General features: G+C 61.5%; 17 protein-coding genes and 1 tRNA gene. 11 read left to right on the forward strand and 7 right to left on the reverse strand.

Annotated elements, in window-relative coordinates; all coding sequences use genetic code 11:
* Positions 1 to 233 precede the first annotated feature (233 nt).
* Entirely contained in the window at positions 234 to 1,553 is a 1,320-nt protein-coding gene (locus tag AB3N21_RS00005) for a tetratricopeptide repeat protein (RefSeq protein WP_367933273.1), read from the forward strand.
* 567 nt (positions 1,554 to 2,120) lie between these two features.
* Here AB3N21_RS00005 and AB3N21_RS00010 read toward each other — a convergent pair.
* Positions 2,121 to 2,196: transfer RNA gene (locus AB3N21_RS00010), tRNA-Trp, on the reverse strand.
* Between the two features lie 150 nt (positions 2,197 to 2,346).
* Here AB3N21_RS00010 and AB3N21_RS00015 point away from each other — a divergent pair.
* The 7 genes from AB3N21_RS00015 (at position 2,347) to AB3N21_RS00045 (ending at position 8,699) form a co-directional block, all read left to right on the forward strand.
* The gene (locus tag AB3N21_RS00015; protein ID WP_367933274.1) at positions 2,347 to 3,060 is read left to right on the forward strand and encodes a lysophospholipid acyltransferase family protein; all 714 of its coding nucleotides are present in this window, start codon (positions 2,347 to 2,349) and stop codon (positions 3,058 to 3,060) included.
* A gap of 188 nt (positions 3,061 to 3,248) precedes the next feature.
* Positions 3,249 to 3,701, forward strand: coding sequence for a cytochrome c (locus AB3N21_RS00020; protein WP_171177209.1), 453 nt, complete (start codon positions 3,249 to 3,251; stop codon positions 3,699 to 3,701).
* A 15-nt stretch (positions 3,702 to 3,716) separates the two neighbouring features.
* Positions 3,717 to 5,084, forward strand: a complete 1,368-nt coding sequence (locus AB3N21_RS00025) for a cbb3-type cytochrome c oxidase subunit I (protein ID WP_367933275.1) — start codon at positions 3,717 to 3,719, stop codon at positions 5,082 to 5,084.
* Positions 5,084 to 5,899, forward strand: coding sequence for a CbbQ/NirQ/NorQ/GpvN family protein (locus AB3N21_RS00030; protein WP_367933276.1), 816 nt, complete (start codon positions 5,084 to 5,086; stop codon positions 5,897 to 5,899). The genes AB3N21_RS00025 and AB3N21_RS00030 overlap by 1 nt, the downstream gene beginning before the upstream one ends.
* Positions 5,900 to 5,908: 9 nt before the next feature.
* Positions 5,909 to 7,876 carry a nitric oxide reductase activation protein NorD gene (locus tag AB3N21_RS00035; RefSeq protein ID WP_367933277.1) on the forward strand — a complete coding sequence of 656 codons (1,968 nt, stop codon included), beginning with the start codon at positions 5,909 to 5,911 and terminating at the stop codon, positions 7,874 to 7,876.
* Complete coding sequence (locus tag AB3N21_RS00040) at positions 7,873 to 8,421, forward strand: cytochrome c oxidase subunit 3 (RefSeq protein ID WP_367933278.1); 549 nt, start codon at positions 7,873 to 7,875, stop codon at positions 8,419 to 8,421. The genes AB3N21_RS00035 and AB3N21_RS00040 overlap by 4 nt, the downstream gene beginning before the upstream one ends.
* 5 nt (positions 8,422 to 8,426) lie before the next feature.
* Complete coding sequence (locus AB3N21_RS00045) at positions 8,427 to 8,699, forward strand: cytochrome C oxidase subunit IV family protein (protein ID WP_367933279.1); 273 nt, start codon at positions 8,427 to 8,429, stop codon at positions 8,697 to 8,699.
* Between the two features lie 108 nt (positions 8,700 to 8,807).
* Here AB3N21_RS00045 and AB3N21_RS00050 read toward each other — a convergent pair whose 3' ends face one another.
* The 4 genes from AB3N21_RS00050 to AB3N21_RS00065 all read right to left on the reverse strand — a co-directional run bounded on the left by AB3N21_RS00050 (position 8,808) and on the right by AB3N21_RS00065 (position 12,994).
* Entirely contained in the window at positions 8,808 to 9,983 is a 1,176-nt protein-coding gene (locus AB3N21_RS00050) for a peptidase S41 (protein WP_367933280.1), read from the reverse strand.
* 247 nt (positions 9,984 to 10,230) lie between these two features.
* A complete protein-coding gene (locus AB3N21_RS00055) occupies positions 10,231 to 11,394 on the reverse strand; it encodes a CAP domain-containing protein (protein WP_367933281.1) in 1,164 nt (387 codons plus the stop codon).
* A 335-nt stretch (positions 11,395 to 11,729) separates the two neighbouring features.
* Positions 11,730 to 12,293, reverse strand: coding sequence for a DUF4202 domain-containing protein (locus tag AB3N21_RS00060; protein WP_367933282.1), 564 nt, complete (start codon positions 12,291 to 12,293; stop codon positions 11,730 to 11,732).
* On the reverse strand, positions 12,290 to 12,994 hold the full coding sequence (locus AB3N21_RS00065) for a Crp/Fnr family transcriptional regulator (protein ID WP_367933283.1): 705 nt from the start codon (positions 12,992 to 12,994) through the stop codon (positions 12,290 to 12,292). Before AB3N21_RS00065 ends, AB3N21_RS00060 begins: the two co-directional genes overlap by 4 nt.
* Before the next feature lie 214 nt (positions 12,995 to 13,208).
* Here AB3N21_RS00065 and hemA point away from each other — a divergent pair, with 214 nt between their 5' ends.
* Together hemA and AB3N21_RS00075 are read left to right on the forward strand one after the other, a co-directional pair.
* Positions 13,209 to 14,432, forward strand: a complete 1,224-nt coding sequence (gene hemA / locus AB3N21_RS00070) for a 5-aminolevulinate synthase (RefSeq protein ID WP_367933284.1) — start codon at positions 13,209 to 13,211, stop codon at positions 14,430 to 14,432.
* A 487-nt stretch (positions 14,433 to 14,919) separates the two neighbouring features.
* Positions 14,920 to 15,117, forward strand: coding sequence for a hypothetical protein (locus tag AB3N21_RS00075; protein WP_367933285.1), 198 nt, complete (start codon positions 14,920 to 14,922; stop codon positions 15,115 to 15,117).
* Between the two features lie 41 nt (positions 15,118 to 15,158).
* Here AB3N21_RS00075 and AB3N21_RS00080 read toward each other — a convergent pair whose 3' ends face one another.
* Both AB3N21_RS00080 and AB3N21_RS00085 read right to left on the reverse strand, forming a co-directional pair.
* On the reverse strand, positions 15,159 to 16,184 hold the full coding sequence (locus tag AB3N21_RS00080; RefSeq protein ID WP_367933286.1) for a hypothetical protein: 1,026 nt from the start codon (positions 16,182 to 16,184) through the stop codon (positions 15,159 to 15,161).
* Entirely contained in the window at positions 16,177 to 18,114 is a 1,938-nt protein-coding gene (locus tag AB3N21_RS00085) for a hypothetical protein (RefSeq protein WP_367933287.1), read from the reverse strand. Before AB3N21_RS00085 ends, AB3N21_RS00080 begins: the two co-directional genes overlap by 8 nt.
* Before the next feature lie 423 nt (positions 18,115 to 18,537).
* Here AB3N21_RS00085 and AB3N21_RS00090 point away from each other — a divergent pair, with 423 nt between their 5' ends.
* Positions 18,538 to 20,466 (forward strand): hypothetical protein, encoded by a 1,929-nt coding sequence (locus AB3N21_RS00090; RefSeq protein WP_367933288.1) that lies wholly within the window; start codon positions 18,538 to 18,540, stop codon positions 20,464 to 20,466.
* The last annotated feature ends 60 nt before the right edge of the window (positions 20,467 to 20,526 follow it).

Raw genomic sequence — 20,526 nt, forward strand, 5'->3', positions numbered from 1 at the left:
CCGCGAAGGCGGCCGCACGGTTGGCGCCGGCGTGGTGTCGAAAATCATCGAATAACCGGCAGGCCGGGCTTCAGCCCGGCACACCGCCGAACAAAACAAACCAAAAAAGGCCGCTCAACAAGAGCGGCCTTTTTCTTTGCACATTCATGCGTATTCTGCGGCAAATGACACGACTTCAAACAGATTTTTCGCCCGCGCCCGCATCACTGCCTGGCCTCTCGCTCGCCCTGCTGATGGCCGCATTCGCATCGAGCGGAGATGCCAGCGCCAAGCCCCTCCTGACGGATTCGCAGCTGACCTACGCCTCGGCCTGCATCGCAGGGGACGACACCGCCGAGCGGCTGATTGAAATCTGCACGCGCGGTCTTGAGGAAAACGGGGCGTCCGATGGCCAGCGGATCGAAATGCTGGACCGCCTCGCCTGGTCATACATCAACGTCGACGATCTGGACCGGGCCGATGCGACCTTTGGCGACATCCTTACCATCGACCCGCAGGCCGAACCCGGACTGCAGGGGCACGCCTGGATTTTTTACATGCGCGACGACTACGCCGCGGCCGCCGAACTGTTCCGTCAGGCGGTGGCGCGCAAACCCCGGGGCCAGAACATGGCGGGGCTCGCCGCCAGCCAATACCATGCCAAGCAGATCGATCTGGATGAGTTCACCGGCTATATGCGCGCGGCGCTGGCCCTGGATCCCGATTATCGCTGGGCGATCCGCGAACTGGGCTGGGTGCTGGCATATGCGGACCGATACGAACCCGCGCTTGAGCAGTTTCGTACGGCGCTTGCCAAGAACGAATGGGATGCGAACGCGGAATACGGGCTGGCCTACGTTTTGTCTCAGCAGGACAAATGGCACGAGGCGTTCGACCATGTGACCCGCGCACTGGAGATCGACCCCGACTATATCTCGGCCCGCTCACGCAGGTCTCTGATCCTGCTGAATCTGGACCGCCCCAAGCAGGCGCTCAAGGACGCCGATGCGGTCATCGAAGCCTGGCCAGAGGCTGACGACGGATATGTGCGCAAAGCGCGGGCACTGGTCGCGCTTGGCCGCGGGTCCGAGGCAAATGAATTGCTGACCGGAGCTGAAAAGCACGCTGGCGCAAGCAGTTACCTGCTGTTTTGGCGGGCGAAACTTCTGGCCGACGACGGTGATTACGTAGCGGCCCTGACCCAGATCGAACGCAGTGTCGCGCTTGAGGAGGCAGATCACTACGATCACCGCCTGCATGCCGAAATTGCCATGGAACTGGATCGGCTTCCGCAGGCCCGTGCCGCCATTGACCGAGCATTGCAGCTGAAACCCGGCGACAGCTACACTCAGTTCATCAATGCTTTGGTGTTGCTTCGCGAGGAGCGGTTCGAACAGGGCGAGGCGGCGTTCGATGCAGCCATCGAGGCGGGCTTGCACGGGGACTATCTGGGCGATTTCCTGTCCGCCCTCGTCGACAAAAGCCGTTTCATGCAGGCCATCCAGATGCGAGTGCGGTACAGCGACCGCACGGACGAAGCCGAAAGCTCCGGCTCTGCGGCCGGATCGAACTGATCCTGCGGGCTGGTGCCTTCGAGCTTCGGGCTGATCGCGCGGCTGCACATCTGTAAGCGTCGCCTTTGTCGGCTGGGCTCAAGGGCCGTTGTCACTCACTGCGCTCATGGTTAAGGCGCCGATTTATGTGATCCCCCCTAACCGTTCACGCCCGGGTTCACGCGGGTGACGCCCAAAAATGAAAGCGGGCGCGCAGATCAATTGCGCGCCCTAATCTCAGGGAGAAGTTCAAAAAACTTGTGTTCTAATAAACAGTCAAACACTCACTCATTAACATCCCCAATGTGGCATGAATCCGCCGCCCGTTCAGTAAACTGGATCACACATCGTTAACTTTTTTCGAAAAAATGGTTCTGCCCCCGCAGGGCGGGCTCAGGTGACGGATTTTTTGTTCGCGGCCAAGGCCTTGCGGCGGTTCCCATCGGACCAACACAGTTGCTTCTCCTTGCGGCGCTGCAATCAACATTCGCGAGTGGGCAGGGCAAACACCGCCATTCTGCAAGCCGGAAACCCCGCACAGGACTTCCTCCGAACGGCGTGGCGTAATCTGCATGGCATTGAGAGATTTGGCAGGGGCAGCAGGGTTCGAACCCGCGACCTACGGTTTTGGAGACCGTCGCTCTACCAACTGAGCTATACCCCTAAGGCGTGCACTCAGATATGCCAGCGGCGCGATGGACTCAAGAGGCTTTTTTCACTTTCCGCCGCCCCTGCCTGCCCCACAAAGAAGTTGCGCGACCCGGTGAGAACGGTAAGACAAGTTCGGCCAGCAATAAGGATGCGCCCGTTGAGTTTGCGAAAGAAGATAGCCGACAGCGAAGCCGTGCTGAACTGGATCGCCCGGCGCATCGCGGGCTATATCCGCCTGGTGCATCGCAACACCAAATGGCAGCGTATCGGGTACGAGGAGCTGGACGAACTGGCCGCGCAGGGCGAGCCGGTCATCGTTGTGCTCTGGCATCAGCGGCTCGCGCAGTCACCCTATTTCTTCCCGCTGGACAAGGGCCGGATCTGCTCGATCACCTCGGCCGCGCGCGCCGGCAGCATGGTGGGGCAGGTGCAACAGCTCTTCGGTATGGACACCATCGCCATGTCCAGCCACAAGCGCCACGTGGCCCTGTCGCGCGAGGTGCTGGGCAAGATGAAACAGGGCATCTCGATCGGCATCGCCGCCGACGGCCCCCGGGGTCCCGAGCGGATCTCGTCAACCGTACCGCTGATCTGGGCGCGGACGTCGGGCAAGCGGATCTTCGGCATCACCTATTCCGCCCGTCACGGGCGCGAGGCCGGAACCTGGGACCGGCTGCTCTTGCCGCGCCCCTGGCGGAACGATGGCGTCTTCATCTGCCGCGAATGGACCGAAAAGGTTCCTCGCAAGGCCAGTGAAGAGCAGATCGAGGCCCTGCGCCAGAACCTCGAGCAGCATATGAACGACATCACGGCGGAAGCAGACCGGATGGTCGGGCGAGAGCCGTGGAGGCCAGACGGGGCGGACAGCGACCGATAAAGGCCGCAACCCCCTGCGCAGCCGAACGCACCCCCGACAACTGGCTAATCGCGGGTGCGCCCCGAAACGCCATAAGCGGCCCCGAAACGCCGGCCACCCATTCCCCCAGCCTTGACTTTCGTTAAGGCGCTCCGCGCGCCGCCTCGCCATGCTCCCCGCACCAGCAACGCGGCGCAAAGGAGAGCGCAATGCGCGAAGTCATGACCAAGTCCATGGCCCGCAACATATTCTATGGCGGGTCACTGTTCTTTATCCTCATCTTTTTGGGGCTTTCTTTCCACTCTCACCGTTACATCGTCACCACCTCGACCAATGCCGACAAACTGGATGACAGTGTGATCCGCGGCAAACGGGTGTGGGAGGACAACGCCTGCATCAACTGCCACACCATCCTGGGCGAGGGCGCCTATTTCGCCCCCGAGGTCGCCAACGTGATGACCCGTTGGGGCGTCCTGGAAGATCCCGACGAGGCGTTCGAAACCCTCAAGGCCTGGATGGAGGCGCAACCCACCGGCATCGAAGGCCGCCGCCAGATGCCGCAATTCAACCTCAGCGACGAAGAAATCCGCGATCTGAGCAACTTCCTGATCTGGACGGACAATATCGACGCTCAGGACTGGCCCCCCAACGACGCGGGCTAAGGAGGGAACGGAGCAATGAAATACGAATCCCAGAAAATCGCCCTGGTCTACTTTGCCGTTGCCATGGGCCTCTTTGCGATCCAGGTGCTGGGCGGTCTGCTCGCCGGCTGGATCTATGTCTCGCCCAACACGCTGTCCGAGTCGCTGCCGTTCAACATCGTGCGGATGCTGCACACCAACTCGCTGATCGTGTGGCTGATCACCGGCTTCTTCGGGGCCGCCTATTTCCTGATCCCGGAAGAGGCCGAGCGTGAGATCCACTCGACCAAGCTGGCCTATATCCAGCTCGCGATCCTGGTGATCGGCACGCTGGGCGTAGTGCTCACCTACGTCTTCAACCTGTTCGAGGGCAACTATTTCCTCGGCAAGGAAGGGCGCGAGTTCCTGGAACAGCCCAAATGGGTCAAACTCGGCATTGTCGTGGCGGCGCTGATCTTCCTCTTCAACGTCTCGATGACGGTTCTGAAGGGCAAGAAGACCGCGATCTCGAACATCCTGCTTCTGGGCCTCTGGGGTCTGGCGCTGCTGTTCCTCTTCGCCTTCTACAACCCGGGCAACCTGGCGCTCGACAAACAGTACTGGTGGTATGTCGTCCACCTCTGGGTCGAAGGCGTGTGGGAGCTGATCATGGCCTCGATCCTGGCCTACCTGATGCTCAAGCTGACGGGCGTCGACCGTGAGATCGTCGAGAAATGGCTCTATGTCATCGTCGCGGCGGCACTGTTCTCGGGCATCCTGGGCACCGGTCACCACTACTACTGGATCGGTACTCCGGCCTACTGGCAGTGGATCGGCTCGATCTTCTCATCGCTCGAGGTGATCCCCTTCTTTGCGATGATGGCCTTTGCCTTCGTCATGGTCTGGAAGGGCCGTCGGGACCACCCGAACAAGGCCGCACTTCTGTGGTCGCTGGGCTGTGCTACGCTCGCCTTCTTCGGCGCCGGTGTCTGGGGCTTCCTGCACACGCTGCACGGGGTAAACTACTATACCCACGGCACGCAGATCACCGCCGCCCACGGTCACTTGGCCTTCTTCGGCGCCTATGTTGCCCTGAATCTGGCGATCTTCAGCTACGCGATGCCGATCCTGCGCAACCGCGATCCCTATAATCAGGTGCTGAATATGGCGTCCTTCTGGCTGATGACCGGCGGTATGGTCTTTATGACCTTCGTGCTGACCTTCGCCGGTACCATCCAGACCCACCTGCAACGGGTGCTGGGCGACTACTTCATGGACGTTCAGGACCAGATCGCGATCTTCTACTGGATGCGCTTCGGTTCGGGTCTGGTGGTCGTGATCGGTGCGCTGGTCTTCATCTACGCCATGTGGGTGCCGCGCAAAGAGATCATTGAACCCGGCGCGGCCGAAACGCCTGCGGAGTGATGCAGATGGATGGATCATTGAACCTTGGAACGGGGGCGGCTGACGCCCCCTTCTACCTCGCGCAGGGCGATGAATGCGATGTGTTCACCGCCGCGCATAACAATAACCTGCCGGTCCTGCTCAAGGGGCCTACGGGATGCGGCAAGACCCGTTTCGTGGCGCATATGGCCGCCAGGCTGGGCCGCCCGCTCTATACGGTGGCCTGCCATGACGACCTCGCCGCCGCCGACCTGATCGGACGCTACCTGCTCAAGGGCGGGGAAACCGTCTGGGTCGACGGCCCGCTGACCCGCGCCGTGCGCGAAGGCGCCATCTGCTACCTCGATGAGGTGGTCGAGGCCCGCAAGGACGTTACCGTCGTGCTGCACCCGCTGACCGACGACCGCCGCATCCTGCCCATCGACCGCACGGGCGAGGAGCTGGTGGCCGCCCCGGGCTTCATGCTGGTGGCCTCCTACAACCCCGGCTACCAGAACATCCTGAAAACCCTCAAACCCTCGACCCGGCAACGCTTCATCTCGGTCGAATTCGACTTTCCGACATCCGAGCTGGAAACCAAGGTCGTGTCCGAGGAAAGCGGTCTGTCGCTGGAACGCTGCAAACCGCTGGTGCGTCTGGCGGGCAAACTGCGCGGCCTCAAGGGTCAGGATCTTGAGGAAGGCGTCTCGACCCGCCTTGTCGTCTATGCCGCCACGCTGATCGCGCAGGGCATGTCCACCGATCGCGCCATTCTTGCGGCGATGATCGAACCTCTCACCGATGACGAGGATATCAAACGCGGGCTCCTCGATCTTGTCACGGCCGTCTTTGGGTGAGGCCGGCCGATGGTCAGGATCGATTTCGAGCCATGGGAACCCGAAGAAACCATCGGGAAACTGTGGCACACCCTTGCCAGCCGCCTCGATGCACCTGAGGTGCATGATGGAGCCGCGGTCGACCTTACGCAGGTCGCGGGGCGGCTGGCAGTCCTTTTCCGGGGGCTCGGCGGGGCACCGGGCGTCGAGCTGCGCCCGGTCTCGCCCGAGCTCTCGCACCACCGGCTCGGCTGGCGCCGCCGACTGGGCACCGAGGCCGAGCTGCTGCCGCGCGCCTCCTTCGATGGCGAAGTGCTCCGCCTGCCGGACCAGCTCGCGGTCTACCCCTCCCGCGAAGCCAACGGCGCGCTTTACGTATGGCTCGCCGCCGCCGCCGCCCATGCGGGCACCCGGATCGACGAGGACGACCCCCTCCGCGCCGATCTCTCCGCGCTGATGGCGGCCCGCCAGATGGTTGAAGAGACGCTGGAAAACGCCCCCGGCCTGCGCCCGCTCTATACCGAGCTGTGCAAGGGTCTGCTGCATCAGCGCGACGTGCCGGGCCTGCCGCCGGCCGAGGCGGCAGTCGAAGAACTGGTGCGCCATATGCTTGGCGATCCGAACCCGCTCTCGGAACAGGCAAGGCGTTTGCAAACGCCTTCAAGCGGTTTCGAAACCGCTTGCCAAGCCGCTTCCAAGCGGCTTCATCCCGACCTCACCGCCCCGCGCGGCTACCAGCCCTTCCGCCCGGTCCCCCTCTGGCCCGAACTGCGCGCCGTGGGCTTCTCGGAACACCACGAGGTCGAAAGCCGCGACACCGACGGCCCGCCCGAGGAATCCAACGAAAAAACCCACCGCGCCCGCCGCCGTAAATCCGATCAGGCCGAGCGCAGCGACAGCTTCATCCTGCACAAGTTCGAGGCCATCCTCAGCTGGGCCGAATTCCTCAACCTCAACCGCCGCGTCGATGACGACGATCCCGACAACGCCAAGAAAGCCGCCGACGATCAGGACGAGATCGGCCTCGGCCAGATCTCCAAGGCCCCGCCCACCAAACTGAAACTGCATCTCGACCTCGCCCCCGAGGATGTCGACCGCGAACGCCTCTCGGGCCGCGTCCTCTACCCCGAATGGGATGTGCGCACCGGCGCCTACCTGCCCGATCACGTCAATGTCCTGACGTCGGGTGCCGACATCCGCGAGGATGCCGCCGAGTTCGGCAAGGACCCCGCCACCGCCCGCCGCATCCGCGCCGTCAAACGTCAGTTCGAGGCGCTGCGCCCGGGCCGCGTCATGACCCGGGGCCATCTCGACGGTGACCAGCTCGATATCGAGGCCGCCGTCCGCGCCGAAACCGATCGCCGCGCCAGCGGCGAAGGCAATGACCGCATCTGGATGCAATCCCGCCCCGTCGCCCGCGACCTTGCGGTCTCGATCCTGCTCGACATCAGCCGCTCCACCGAAAGCGCCGTCTCGGGCCGCGCCGTGATCGACGTCGAACGCGAGGCGCTGACCGCCCTCGCCTGGGGCCTCAACGCCTGCGGCGACGATTTCGCCATCCACGCCTTCAGCTCGCTCAAACGCCACCGCGTCTATATCCAGCGCTGCAAATCCTTCGGCGAACCGATGGGCTGGGCCGTCGAACAACGCATCGCCTCCCTGCGCCCCGGCTTCTACACCCGCCTCGGCGCCGCCATCCGCCATGCCTCCGCCGACCTCGCCACCCAATCGCGCAAACGCCGCCTGCTGCTGGTCATCACCGACGGCAAACCCAACGATCTGGACCATTACGAGGGCCGCCACGGCATCGAAGACACAAGGCAAGCGATCCGCGAGGCCCGCCGCGTCGGCCAATCGGTCTTTGGCGTCACCATCGACAAGACCGGCAAAAGCTGGTTTCCCCGCATGTTCGGGCAGGGTGGTTTCGCCGTCATCCCCGACCCGAACCGCCTGACCATGGCCCTGCCGCAGATCTACCGCCAACTGGTCGGCGCATGAGCGACGCGTCTCTGATCGACGAACTTCCCGGCGAGCTGATGATGTGGGTGCTGATCGTCAGCGAGTTGCTGGTGTTCGGTGCCGGGCTCGCCGCCTTCATGGCGGTGCGCCTGACCGATCCCGCAGGCTTTGCCGAGGCACAATCCCATCTCTACCAGACCGGCGCCGCGCTCAACACGGTGGTGCTGGTCACCTCCGGCTACCTCGCCGCGCAGGCGCTTGCCTTACGCAACGCCGCCAAACGCCTGCACGCCCGCGCGGCGCTCATCGCCGCAGCCGCGCTCGGCGTGGTGTTCCTGATCATTAAGGGCGTGGAATATGCCGACAAAGCGGCACAGGGGATCAGCTTCGACACCCACCCGTTCTTCATGTTCTACTATCTGCTCACCGGCTTCCACGCCGCCCATGTGGCCGCAGGCGTCGGCATCCTGGCCTTGGTCGCGTGGCGCGACCACCCCCGCAATATCGAGGCCGGGGCGCAATTCTGGCACATGGTTGACCTGATCTGGATCCTGCTCTTCCCCGTGATCTATCTGCTGGGATGACACTTATGGCTTCTTCTCGCCCCAAATACGCAAATCCAAACACTACCACCCGCGCCTGGCTCACCCTGCTGGCCCTTAGCCTTGCCACCGCACTGCTGACCACCACACCCCTGCCACCCACCATTTTGGGCGGCGCCATCCTGCTCCTGGCCCTGATCAAAGCCCGCACCATCCTCGCCCACTATCTGGAGCTCACCCAAAGCCCCGCCTGGCTGCGTGGCTTCACAACAATCCTGACCGGTTTCACCTTGCTGCTTTTCGCCCTCTACCTGATCTAAGGAAGTGTTGCCGTGATCGCTCCCGGAGGAGCCCCTAACATCCTCACCAAACATGCGCCGCGTCACCAGTATCTGAGGTCCGGTCTGCGGGACCTTCCTGCCGTTCGTCTAATTGCTCAGACTTTTGAGAACTCGTTGATAGAACGCGCCGTGTGCATCCTCAGCCGTAGGTTTTGCGGTCCATTCCCAATCCAAATCCAGTGCTCCAGCCGGGACTATTTGCCGCGCGATCTCGGCCGGTGTGGTTTCATCGCTGGTTCCGTTCCCCCAGTCGTGAAAGGCCGATGAATATCGAACGACCGCTCCGCTGGTCGGCAAATCGAGCAAACCGCCCTCAGCAAAAAACATCAACGCGTCGCCCATTTCTTCCCCGATGAGTTTGAGCCTACGTCCCAAACGATGTTTGAGGATGGCGACAAACACTATCGCTGCGGAGAACGTGAACTTATCGACAAGCACAACAACCTGTCTGCTTGCGTTTTCAGAGATGGCGTCGATCAAGGGCATCGTTTGAAGGAAGTCGCCACCGGTGTTTCCGCGAATGTCAATCAAGAGTGCTTTGTTCGAGCAGGCGCTTACTTGTTCTGCTGCACCTGAGATGGCTTTCGGCAGCGCACTTTCGCCTGGATCGAAGAAACTTGGCAACAATATTGAAAGCCCAAGTCCCTGCCAGTCCTTAATCTCCACAAATCTCTCGGGTTTCCAGGCCGGATCAGCCTTGCCATGCTCGTTTCTCGGGTAGAGCGTTGATGCAGGAACCGTATACCCGTTCTCCACTTTGAAATCGGTTATCTGCCCATTCTCGTCTTGCACGCGATACTCGGTCGTATCGTCTTTTGAGGAAAAACCCAGGCGAGCCAAAGCATACGGCCACGCGAGAAGAATCGATCCGATGACCCGTTTCCTTTGGCGCGTTCCCGCCAGAAATCTTTTTGAGGCGGCTTCGATTTGGCTCAAAGGTGTGCCGTTGACCGCAATCAACTCTCCTCTTGGCGCAATTGTCTCTGGTGCCGTACCAATTAAATGCAGAGCCGTTCCGATGCTCACAAACCTTAGCGGGAGCACCGAGATGGCATCGTTCGGAATCAGCCGTGTGTGCCCGTTGTCGGGAAGTGCCAGTAAGCGCATTGCGGAGAACAGAAAGGCCTCTTTGGAGCCCTCCAAAGCGTATCGTCGGGTGTCACAAATGCACCTGTCTATCACCGCCTGTTCGATCCGCTGAAAGCTGGGATCGGTTGGCAGGGCAGTTTCTAGAATTTGCTCGAAGTCTTGCGTTAGTGACATAGTTCACGGTGCGCATAGCTGCTGGTCGATGTCCAGATTGGGCTCGAACCGGGCGAACACGTTTGCCAAAAAAAACGTTGTGCGGATAGGCAGCCGCATATTTCCTGGTGACCGATGGGGGCTTCCCGGAAGCGGCATTGCGGCAAGAGCTGTTGAGCGGGATCAACCCTAAACGCTTAAAAGACCGAGGGCGCAGCATGTCGGGCTGCTGCGCCCCCTGCTCAGGCGATCACAAGCAATAGCCTGATCAGCACATGAAGGAATAGACGTCTATTTCGTCTAGCTCGGTCACACCCATCAACGTCAGCGAGGTGTCGTTGCCGAAATCGACGACGGTGTTGCCGTCGACAACCTCGGCATTCTTGGCAAAGACATCCCGGGCGTTGCGGTTGTTGCCTAGAAGGGAAGCATCCAGGAACAGGATATCCTCACCAGCCGTGAAGTCGGTGATTTTGTCGTTGCCAGCCGTGAAGTCGAAATAGTCTGCGTCTGCTCCACCGGTCATGGTGTCGTCCCCCGCGCCGCCGACGAGGAGATCCGTTCCGTCACCGCCCTTCAGGGTGTCGTTTCCTTCGCCGCCGACCATGAAGTCGTCGCCGGCCTCACCGGCCATGGCATCATCACCGGCATCGCCGTCCAGATAGTCGTGCCCGTCGGACCCCGTGACATCGTCATTGCCTGCGGCTGCAAAGATCATGGCCCAGTTACCTGTGGCCGCGATCTTGTCGTCATCGGCGGTTCCGAAGTGAATGTTTGGATTGTCATCGCAGCCAGAGTCCGGCTGAGGCTCCGGTGTCGGCTCTGGCTCGGGTTCCGGCTCTGGCGTTGGCTCTGGCGTCGGCTCGGGTTCTGGCGTCGGCTCAGGCTCCGGTGTAGGTTCGGGATCAGGCGTGGGCTCGGGTGTAGGTTCTGGTGTCGGCTCGGGCGTGGGCTCCGGTGTGGGGTCCGGCGTCGGCCCCGGCGTTGGCCCTGTGTCCGGCTCAACGGTTGCCGAGGTGTCGCCATCGGTGCGCGCAAAATTCTGCGTGACCACGACCGCGTCAAAGCCATCCATGTCGCCGCGTTCGATCCCGATCCCGATCTCGGTGAAATCGGGATTGAGGATGTTGGCCCTGTGTCCCGGACTGTTCATCAGACCCTGATGCAGTTGCACGACATCGTCAGAGATCCCGTCGGCTCCACGTTCCGATTGCCAGGCGATGTTTTCACCCGATGACCATGACCCCTCGAACGGATAGTTGGCGGCCCGCATACGCTCAGTCGCGGTCGAGCCCCCCGCACCAGTGTGGGAAAAAACGTCCGTGTCGATCATCCATTGGCTGTGATCCTCGCTGGACTCGTTCAGAAGCGTGTTCAGCCTCAGGGGGTTCAAGCCCGTAGAGGCGCGCTCCTGATTGATCAGGTCGAGCATTTGTCGTTCAGCAGTGTTTGCAAGTGACATTGGTCTTCCCTTCATTGCCTGTGTTGTGGGAAGCCCGACTTGGCGTCTTGGCGAAGCCACTTGCAATCACAGGCAAGATGCCGCTGCAGAATCAGCCTGCCGTTGCCAAAACGCAGGCGGCAACACAGCGACACTTTGCTCGGAGTTTTCTTGCTGGTTCGGGAGATCAGGAGGCAAGATTTGGCTGCGGACAGCCGCAATGCGAATTGAGGCGGCAACCCTCACTTCGGGTTGCGACCCGCCACCCGCCTGACATGTACGCCACGCCAATAAGACAGAGGAGGCCCATAATCAACCGAACCGTATCAGACCCTGAAAGCCGCCGCCAGATCCTCGGGCAGATCGAACTCTTCCAACGTCCGCACCCGCGCCTCCGCCGACATCTTCCGGGCAGTCTTCTCCACGATCCGCTGGATCTTCTCTGCCGAGTGCTTTTCGGCAAAGGGCGCGAAATACCACTTGAGGAACACGAAACAGATCACGTCCTCCAGCGCCTGCACCTCTGAATCGCGTTTGATGCCCTCCTTGCGCAGCATCCGGCCCACCGCATCCGCCTCTTCCGAGCCATACCCGGCCTGAGACATCATCCCCATGACCACCGTGGCATGGTACGCCCCCTGCGCCTTGCGCCAGGCCAGATAGCCGGCGCGGCCCTCGGGGTATTCGCTGCGCGCCAGCTTCCAGCGCTCGACATGCTGACCCCGCGCCGCGATCTGCAACACCTCCGAGGCCTCAGGCACCAGCCGTGCCAGTTCCTCGCTCATCCGCCGGCCATAAAGCAGCGCCTCGGGCTGGCCCTCGTCCATCCTCGGGTCCGCTGCGTTGGCCGCGTCGATAGCGTCCAGCACGGCCTGCATCCGCTCGCTCATGATCTGCTCCAGCTCTCTGCGGGATCGCTATCGGCATAGTCGCGCAAGGTCTCGATATCGGCGATCTCGGCATGGTTTCTCTTCACCGTCACACCGGCTGTCTTCAACCGGGTAAAGGCGCGGCTCAGGCTCTCGGGCTTCATCCCCAGACGCCCGGCAATCAGCATCTTGTCATAGGGCAAAATCACCTCGCAGGCCCCGTCCTCGCAATCGGCCAGGTTCAGCAGGAATTCCGCCACCCGCTGCGCCCCGGTATGCGCCTTGAGCTGTTCGAGCTGCGCCACCAGCGAATGCAGATGGGTAAAGGTCGCGGCCAGAATCGAAATCCCGATCTCGGGGTCTTCCTTCATCAGCGAGACAAAGACGTGGCTGGGGATATGCATCACCTCGCAGGCCGTCACCGCCTCGGCGGAAACCGGATAGGGCATGTTGCGCAAGGCGACCGCCTCGCCAAAGCTCTCGCCGCGTGTAAAGACGCTCACCACCGCCTCCGACCCGGTGGGCGCCATCCGGAACAGCTTGACCCAGCCGTCGATCACTACGTGGATCGCGTGTGCCTTTTCCTCCTGCAGGAACAGGGTCTCGCCCCGTTCATACCGCCGCCAGATCGCATGGCTCAGCAGCGTGGTCACATGCTGATCGGGCAGCGACCGGATCAGCAGCGAATTCCGCGCGATCGTTTTCTGTAATTCATGCGCCACGTGGCCATCCCCTTGCGTTATTCCACGGCGTCGACGGCCATGTCCCCGGCTGGGTGCGTGCCCCCGCTATGCCAAAGCCGCCCCCGGGGCGCCAGCCCTTTCGTCATGGTGGGCTCCGATACCATAACCGCCCGGCTTGACTATTGTCATGTAACTCGTCCCGCACCGCCCATACCCTTGCTAACAAAGCCAGTATTCCCGGGAGTAGAGCGTCATGGACTACGAGCGATTTTTTACCCAGAGCCTCGACGGTCTGAAGGACGAAGGCAATTACCGCGTCTTCATCGACCTGCAACGGCGCTGCGGCGCCTTCCCGAACGCTCGCCAGACCGACGGGGAGACACGGCGCGACGTGCGAATCTGGTGCTCGAACGACTATCTCGGCATGGGGCAGCACCCGGATGTTCTGGCCGCCATGCACGATGCGCTCGACCGCTGCGGGGCAGGGGCCGGGGGCACCCGCAACATCTCGGGCACCACCCATGACCATGTTCTGCTCGAGGCCGAACTGGCCGATCTGCACGGGAAAGAAGCGGCGCTGTTGTTCACCTCCGGCTATGTCTCGAACTGGGCTGCGCTGGGCACGCTGGCGGCGAAAATCCCCGGCCTGATCGTGTTCTCGGACGCGCTGAACCATGCCTCGATGATCGAAGGCATCCGCCATTCCCGCGCGCAAAAGGTGATCTGGAAGCACAACGACCTTGAAGACCTCGAGGCAAAGCTGGCCGCCGCCAACCCGAACGCGCCCAAGATGATCGCCTTTGAATCGGTTTATTCCATGGATGGCGACATCGCGCCCATCAAGGAGATCTGCGACCTCGCCGACAAATACGGTGCCATGACCTATCTCGATGAAGTGCACGCCGTCGGCCTCTACGGTCCCCGCGGCGGCGGCATTGCCGAGCGCGAGGGCCTGATGCACCGCCTCACGGTGATCGAGGGCACCTTGGGCAAGGCCTTCGGCGTGGTCGGCGGCTATATCGCCGCATCGGCTGCGCTCTGCGATTTCGTGCGCAGCTTTGCCAGTGGCTTCATCTTCACCACCGCCCTGCCGCCCGCGATTGCCGCCGGCGCCGCCGCCTCGATCCGACACCTGAAATCGTCACAGGCCGAGCGCACCGCCCAGCAGGCCCGCGTCGCGCAGGTGCGTGCCCGGCTCGATGCCGAGGGCATCCCGCACCTGCCTAACCCCAGCCACATCATCCCGGTGATGGTGGGCGATCCGGTCAAGTGCAAGTTCATCTCGGACACGCTGCTCGAAGAATTCGGCATCTACATCCAGCCGATCAACTACCCCACCGTGCCCAAAGGCACCGAGCGCCTGCGCATCACGCCGTCACCAGTGCACACGGATGCCGATGTCGATCATCTGGTCGGCGCGCTGTCCACCCTCTGGCAGCGCTGCCAGATCGCAAGAATGCCCATGGCGGCGCAGTAATCTGCACCCACCACAGCCCGCTTTGCACCGCATCCGGAACGTCCGATAACGTGATGCGCGGCGGGGGAGGCTGCGATTTCGCCGAATCAGCGACTGCAAATTCAGGCACGATGCACGCAGTCCATGTGGTGCCCAGAAGTTTGTGGGTTTGTGACGCTACGTCCGTTTCCACACCCGTTTCCCACACGTCTCAGAGTGGCACTTCCCGCCCCTCATCGTGACCCCGGCCCGATTTTCCATGGAATTAGCGCAGGTTGCACCACAACCGGCGACCGAAAACCGTGCGTAATTCGGGCATCAAAATTTGACTAAACGATCAATACTGACCGCTTTTGTGTGTTTTTCCCCTTTGGATCCACGCTCTTTTTTGGTTTTTGCAAGATGTCGCTGCGGACCACCACCCATTCACGGACGCCCTTGAGCCTCACCCTCGGGGTTCGGGCAAACATCCGCAGCGACACCCCGCCAACGGACTGAGGAGCACAAAATGTCGATCAGATCTTTTTTGAAGTTTCCGTTTCGTACCAAAGCCGCCCAGGTTTCGTTTTCGGGCGTTGAGCAACAACCCATGGAGAGTTCCGTCAAGGGTCGGGACGTGCTCACCAGATCCGAAATCTCTCAGCTTCTGGATCAGGAGTTGCGGCGCAGAAAGCGTCTGGCCGACCTCGGGGCCGAGGGCAGCTGAGCGGCATGGCCGCCAGAGCGATACAGCGCTGGCAAGGCCAACTATTTTGAGCCGCGCACACTCCAGAAGAACAATTCCAATGCGCGGCTTTTCTCGGTTCCGATGAAGGTATCCGAAAACGCGGTATCCAGGATCGAGGGGCTGAACGGCACCTTCTGGCTGAGAATTTCAAAGAATCGCGCAACATGCAGGGCGCGTTCGGTGTTCTGATAATCGATCTGCCCGAAAATCGCGTACCGGTCGGTGGTAAAAGTCCGCCCGGAATGCTCGAAATCACAGCCGGGGATCAGGCGCGCATTGGCGGTGATGATCTCGTGGTCCCCGAGATAATAGTAATATTCCTTGTCGCAAAAGGCCTCTGCCGCCTCGGAATGCGACGCGAATATCCTCACCGCCTCGTACTCGATCTCCTCCTTGGCGCAGTTCGTCTTCCCATCGTTGAGATAGTCGACCAGCAGAGCCTTGTAGCGCGGCAACTCGTCCGCCTCGAGGACGGCGCGAATGCCGGTCTGGGCGGCGGTGGTGTTGCCCACCAGACCGACCAGCGGCAGGCTCGGGCAACCATCCTGCCGCGGTTTGGGCAATTCCGGCAGGTCGATAAAGCTGATGCCGCTCAGAAACAGCGGCGGCGACAGGATTAATCCGCTGCGGCGGTCGTTGGTGATGGTGGCCGGGTCGCACAGAATGTCGAACTCTTCGCCAAAATACTCGAACCGGCTTTTCTCGGGGTTCTTCATCACCAGCTCATCGACATCGACGATCCTCAGATCGCGGTTCGTGAACCGGCGGCCTTCTCCGGCCGGGTTGACCAGCATGTCGGTCAGCACCGCATCGCAGATCTTGATCATGAACCCGGTGTATTTTCGGTTTGCCAAAGGCCCCGGCGTAGCGGCGGTGAGAACGTCGAAATTGCGCTCGGATCGGTATGAAAACGGGCGCGCATCGCTGCGCACCCCGATGCGCAGCACGCTGTCGCTGGCCGCCGGCTCGCCGGTTTGGGAGGCCTGGGCAATTGCGGTGCCGGCAATCAGCGTGGCGGCCAGGACCAACGTATAGAAGTCACGCATCGCCGCCCCCTCCGGTTTTGTCGCGCCGGCTGGCGAACCCTCCGCTCTTGCCCCGACGGCTTGCGAATGGCCGACCGATCAGCCAGCGGGTCTGCTTGCTCTCCTCGGTGGCTTCCAAAAACACCGCAAACCAGAAGATGAACAGCGCAGGCAGTGCCGAGACGATAATCGTGTCGCGCAGGGCATGGTTGATCCGCAGATCGCCGAACCAGGTCTGCAATTCGATGACCGTGGCCTGAGGGCTGGGCGTGGTCAGCTGGAAAATGACCCAGGCCAGCCCCATCAGCACCACCGCGAACAGGACCCCGGTCAGCGCTGTCGCCTCGAACACCCAGTCGTCATGTTTGTCCATCAGCGTCAGCGCGGCGATGCTCAGGAACATGCCGGGCAGGAAATGCCAGGCAAAATAGATCCAGTAGTTCTGGAACAGGATGGTCAGCTGGCGCTGTGTCAGGTCGAACCCGGAATCCCAGACCAGCTGGATGACATAGCCCGACGACAGGGCAAACACGCCAATCGCCGCCGGCGCGGCGCTCATCGACAGCAGGCGCAGAAACGGGATGCGCTTGATCGACCAGGGCTTCCATGAGTTCTGATCGACCCGCACCTCGCGGAAGAAGATGGTTGAGACCACAACGCCAAAGACCATCAGGCCGCGCTGCAACGTGTCCCAAAAACTCCAACTGCCAAACCGGGTGAACTGCGCCCGCAGCCACGCTGCCTGCCCCTTGGCGACGGCCTCCGCACAGGTCTGGTCCACCTCGGTCAGCAGCGCCGGATCGGCCAGCGCCCCGACGCATGTATTCTGCGCCACCGTGCGCGCCTCGAGGCCCTTGATCTCGGTCAGCCTGAGGAAAACGGTGGCGATCTCGGCTTCGGCCAGGGCGGGCCTTTGCGACACCTTGGCCTCGTTCCAGCTCTGATAGGCAAAAAAGCAGATCATCAGCGACAGGATGAAGCTGACGCAGATCGACATGGCGAACGAGTTCAGCTCGATCCGATATCCCCGGGCGATCAGCTTTTCGATCCGGGCGATGGGCGAGTTCGGTGTGGTGTTCTTGATCGCGTGGTTGTTGCGCACATAGAACACCGCAAACACCGCCTTGGCGCTGTTTGCGGTCAGAACCGCCTTTTCATGTAGGGATTTCAGGCTGGCCTCGGTCGGGTTCAGATCGGTGATATCGGCCTCGACATCGTCGATCTCTTTCCTGAGCAGGTCCGGCACCTCCTTGAAGGCGTCGAAATGCGTCATCGGGAAATGCAGATGGCTGAAGCCCGCAATGACCGACGGGGACAGGCAATCAATGGTGGAAAGCTGGGCACGGATGCCTTCGGTATACTGATCGGTCAGGCCCGACAGTTCCGACCGTTTCTCTTTCAGCAGGGTGTCGAACTTGTTCACAAGCGGGCTCGGCGCGCCCCGGTTGAGTTTCAGATATTCGACCGATTGCAGCGCTTCGAGCACCTTGTAGACGCCCCGCGGAACCCCGGCCAGACGGTGGGCGAGGGCGCGCATATAGGTTTCCACCGGCTTCATCGCGCCCATCGACAGAAAGGCGATCAGGAAGGCCGAGACGAAGATCGGCTTGCCATAGGTGCTGTCACCCAATTCCAGCGGGTCCGAAAGCGGCCCGACGTAATCGGTATTCGCGCCCACCTGCAGCTCGGCCAGATTGGCGCTGCGCACCAGCAGGAACAGCTCGGTCGAGCTGAGGATCAGCGCATAGGCCAGCAGGTAGAGCAGCGAATAGAACAGAAACCCCAGCAGCCATTCGCGCGGCGTGCACAGGTTCTCCAGCTCAACCTTTTCAAGGATGGCGTGATACGGAAACGGGTGGTTGTCGAGCGACGTGCGGTAATTGCGATCCGCCTCGATCAACAGCGAAAAGGCGCCGAACAGTATCGCTCCGACGTAGATCCAATCGACCATGATGTCTGACTATCTGCCGGAAACTAGGGGCAGTCCTGAACCTCGGGGTTGCACGGTCCTGCGAAGATGTCGCCCGATTTCGGCTGAAGGCCGGGCGGCAGGAAAAGCACCGCAAGAACCGCGAAAACAGCGGCGTGTTTCATAACATTTCTCCAAGAACTTACTAAAAAAGAAGGCTCTACCTAGCACGAATCCCGGTTTGAGGCAACTTTTGCGCGAACCACCACCGCCGCCCCTCGCCACCCCGCAGGGCGCCCGGCGGACGGGGTGAACGCGCCCAAGTAAGGTATTCCCACCTGTCGAAAACCGGGCTTTTGTGGTACTGTCCTCTTGCCTTGACCGATTTTTCCAAGGTGAATTTTATAAAAATCAATACTTTAGGTCCCGCGATTTTAGGGACGGTCAAATTTATGGAGTAAATCAATGCGTTTTCCCAATTTTATTGGGCGATCTATTATTGCCTGCACCGCACTGGCCGGTGCTGCATTGCTGGTCGCGCCGTCAGCCTCGATGGCTCAGGGGATCAACCTGGCGGACTGCAAGGGCCTGTGGTTTTCGACATCCGAGGATTTCCTGTCGCGAGGCACCAGATTGCCCGGCGGCCCGGTTGTGTCCGACGGCGATCTGCTGACTTTCGAGGTTGGCAGCGGCTCGCGGCTCTGCGCCCGCAACGCCGATCTGCTGCGTGTCTTCGATATCGAGCGTTATGATCACGGGCTGGACGCCGTCGAACAGATCACCATCGACGACGGCGCCGTGTTCATCGCGTTCTCAACCGAGATCGATTCCGTCAACGGCGCCGGTCAGTTCACCGCCGGCGACCTGCTGTTCGGCAATGGCGCGGTGGTGCCGAACAACGCTCTGCTGGTTAAGTTCGATCTGCCGCGCAGCCTGAATCTGGGCCTCGACGCGGTGTATATCGAAGGCGCCCCGAACGAAAAGCGCGACCTGATGGCCAAGCTGAGCAGCACCAGCGTCGATGAGTTGCGGCAAAATCCCGGGCTGCTGATCGACATTCTGGACGGCACCAACACCGACATCCTGTTCTCGACCGAAGGCACCCCGCCGGACGTGCAGCAGCCGCAATTCCTGGACGGTGACCTGCTGTCGGCAAAAAACGGAACCATCGTGCGGTCCAACAACAGCCTGTTGCCCGCTCTGCCCTCGGGTCTTCCGGCCGAGGGTGTGGATTATGGCCTGGACGCCTATACACCCGCGATCGACCCGATCGAGCAGGTCCCGATCGAGCTGCTCTCGATCGAGATTCAGGCCCGCGAAGGCTCGATTTCGGATGGTGACGCGCTGACCGTCGGGCCGGGCGTGTATCTGCGCAACAAGGACCTGATCGCGTCGTTTGAGCCGCGCGATACCGATATGGGTCTTGATGCGTTGGCCGCCGGAACCGTCGTGCAGGGCTGCAACTTCTACATCAACAAGATCAGCGATATCGACGTCATCGACATCAATCAGATCACAGGGCTGTTCGGTGACCAGCGCCCTTTCGGACGTGACATCAGCATCGACGGCGTGCTGCCCGGCAGCGCCTGCCCGGAATACACCACGCATGAGTTTCAGGTGCGGGTCGCGGTCAATGGCGGGCCGGAACTGCCGATCAACCATGCGGGCCTGAACTGGATGCGCGATGTCGGACCGACCTGCAACGACAATGACCTCTATGCCGAGGATATCTCGGGTTGGATCGCCCTGACCGATTACTGGCGTTTTGCCGAATGCCCCGACCACGGCTATCTGGCCGCATGGCGTTCGGCCACTGTTGCGGGCGCGCAAACGGCGGTCTTTCGTGTGGTGATGCGCGAGATCGGGACGGCGGTCGAGACCTTTTCCGCCCCGGTTCGCATCCGGGTGGACAATGAAAAGCCCAATCCGGTCGACATGGCCCTGTTCCTGCCCGGCTCCCCGCCGGTGCAGTTCGACGATCAGTGCAAGATCGACGGCATGGGCAATGACGTGATCATCGACATCCGGGGCGAGATCTTTGACGAGCATTTCTCGCATTACACGCTCAGCTGGAACGGCAACGGCAATGTCGGCGGTCCGGTGCCCGCAACCCTGATCCAGAGCTGGCCTCCGGGCAGCGCCAGCCTGAACGACACCGGCACCCAGCCCCCTGCGACCGATGTGGCGCTGGGCACGCTGAACCTGACCCAGCAGTGGGATCTTGAGCTTGACGGTATCGACAATGATGACCCGCTGCCGGAATGCGGCTTTTCGATCCGCCTCGTCGCCTGGGACCGGACGCGAAACGGCAATTTCAAGTTCGCCCAGAACGACTGGGATCTGACCAATTCGAACTGGGAAGACTACCAGCAGAGCTTCTGCCTGGTGCCGTGATTCCCGCCTGATCACAGGATTGGCCCGTGAAACGCGGGCCTTTCCTGTTCGTGCACAATG

Origin of the sequence: Ruegeria sp. (assembly GCF_040830605.1) — a bacterium.
In the GTDB taxonomy this organism is placed as follows: Bacteria; Pseudomonadota; Alphaproteobacteria; order Rhodobacterales; family Rhodobacteraceae; genus Ruegeria.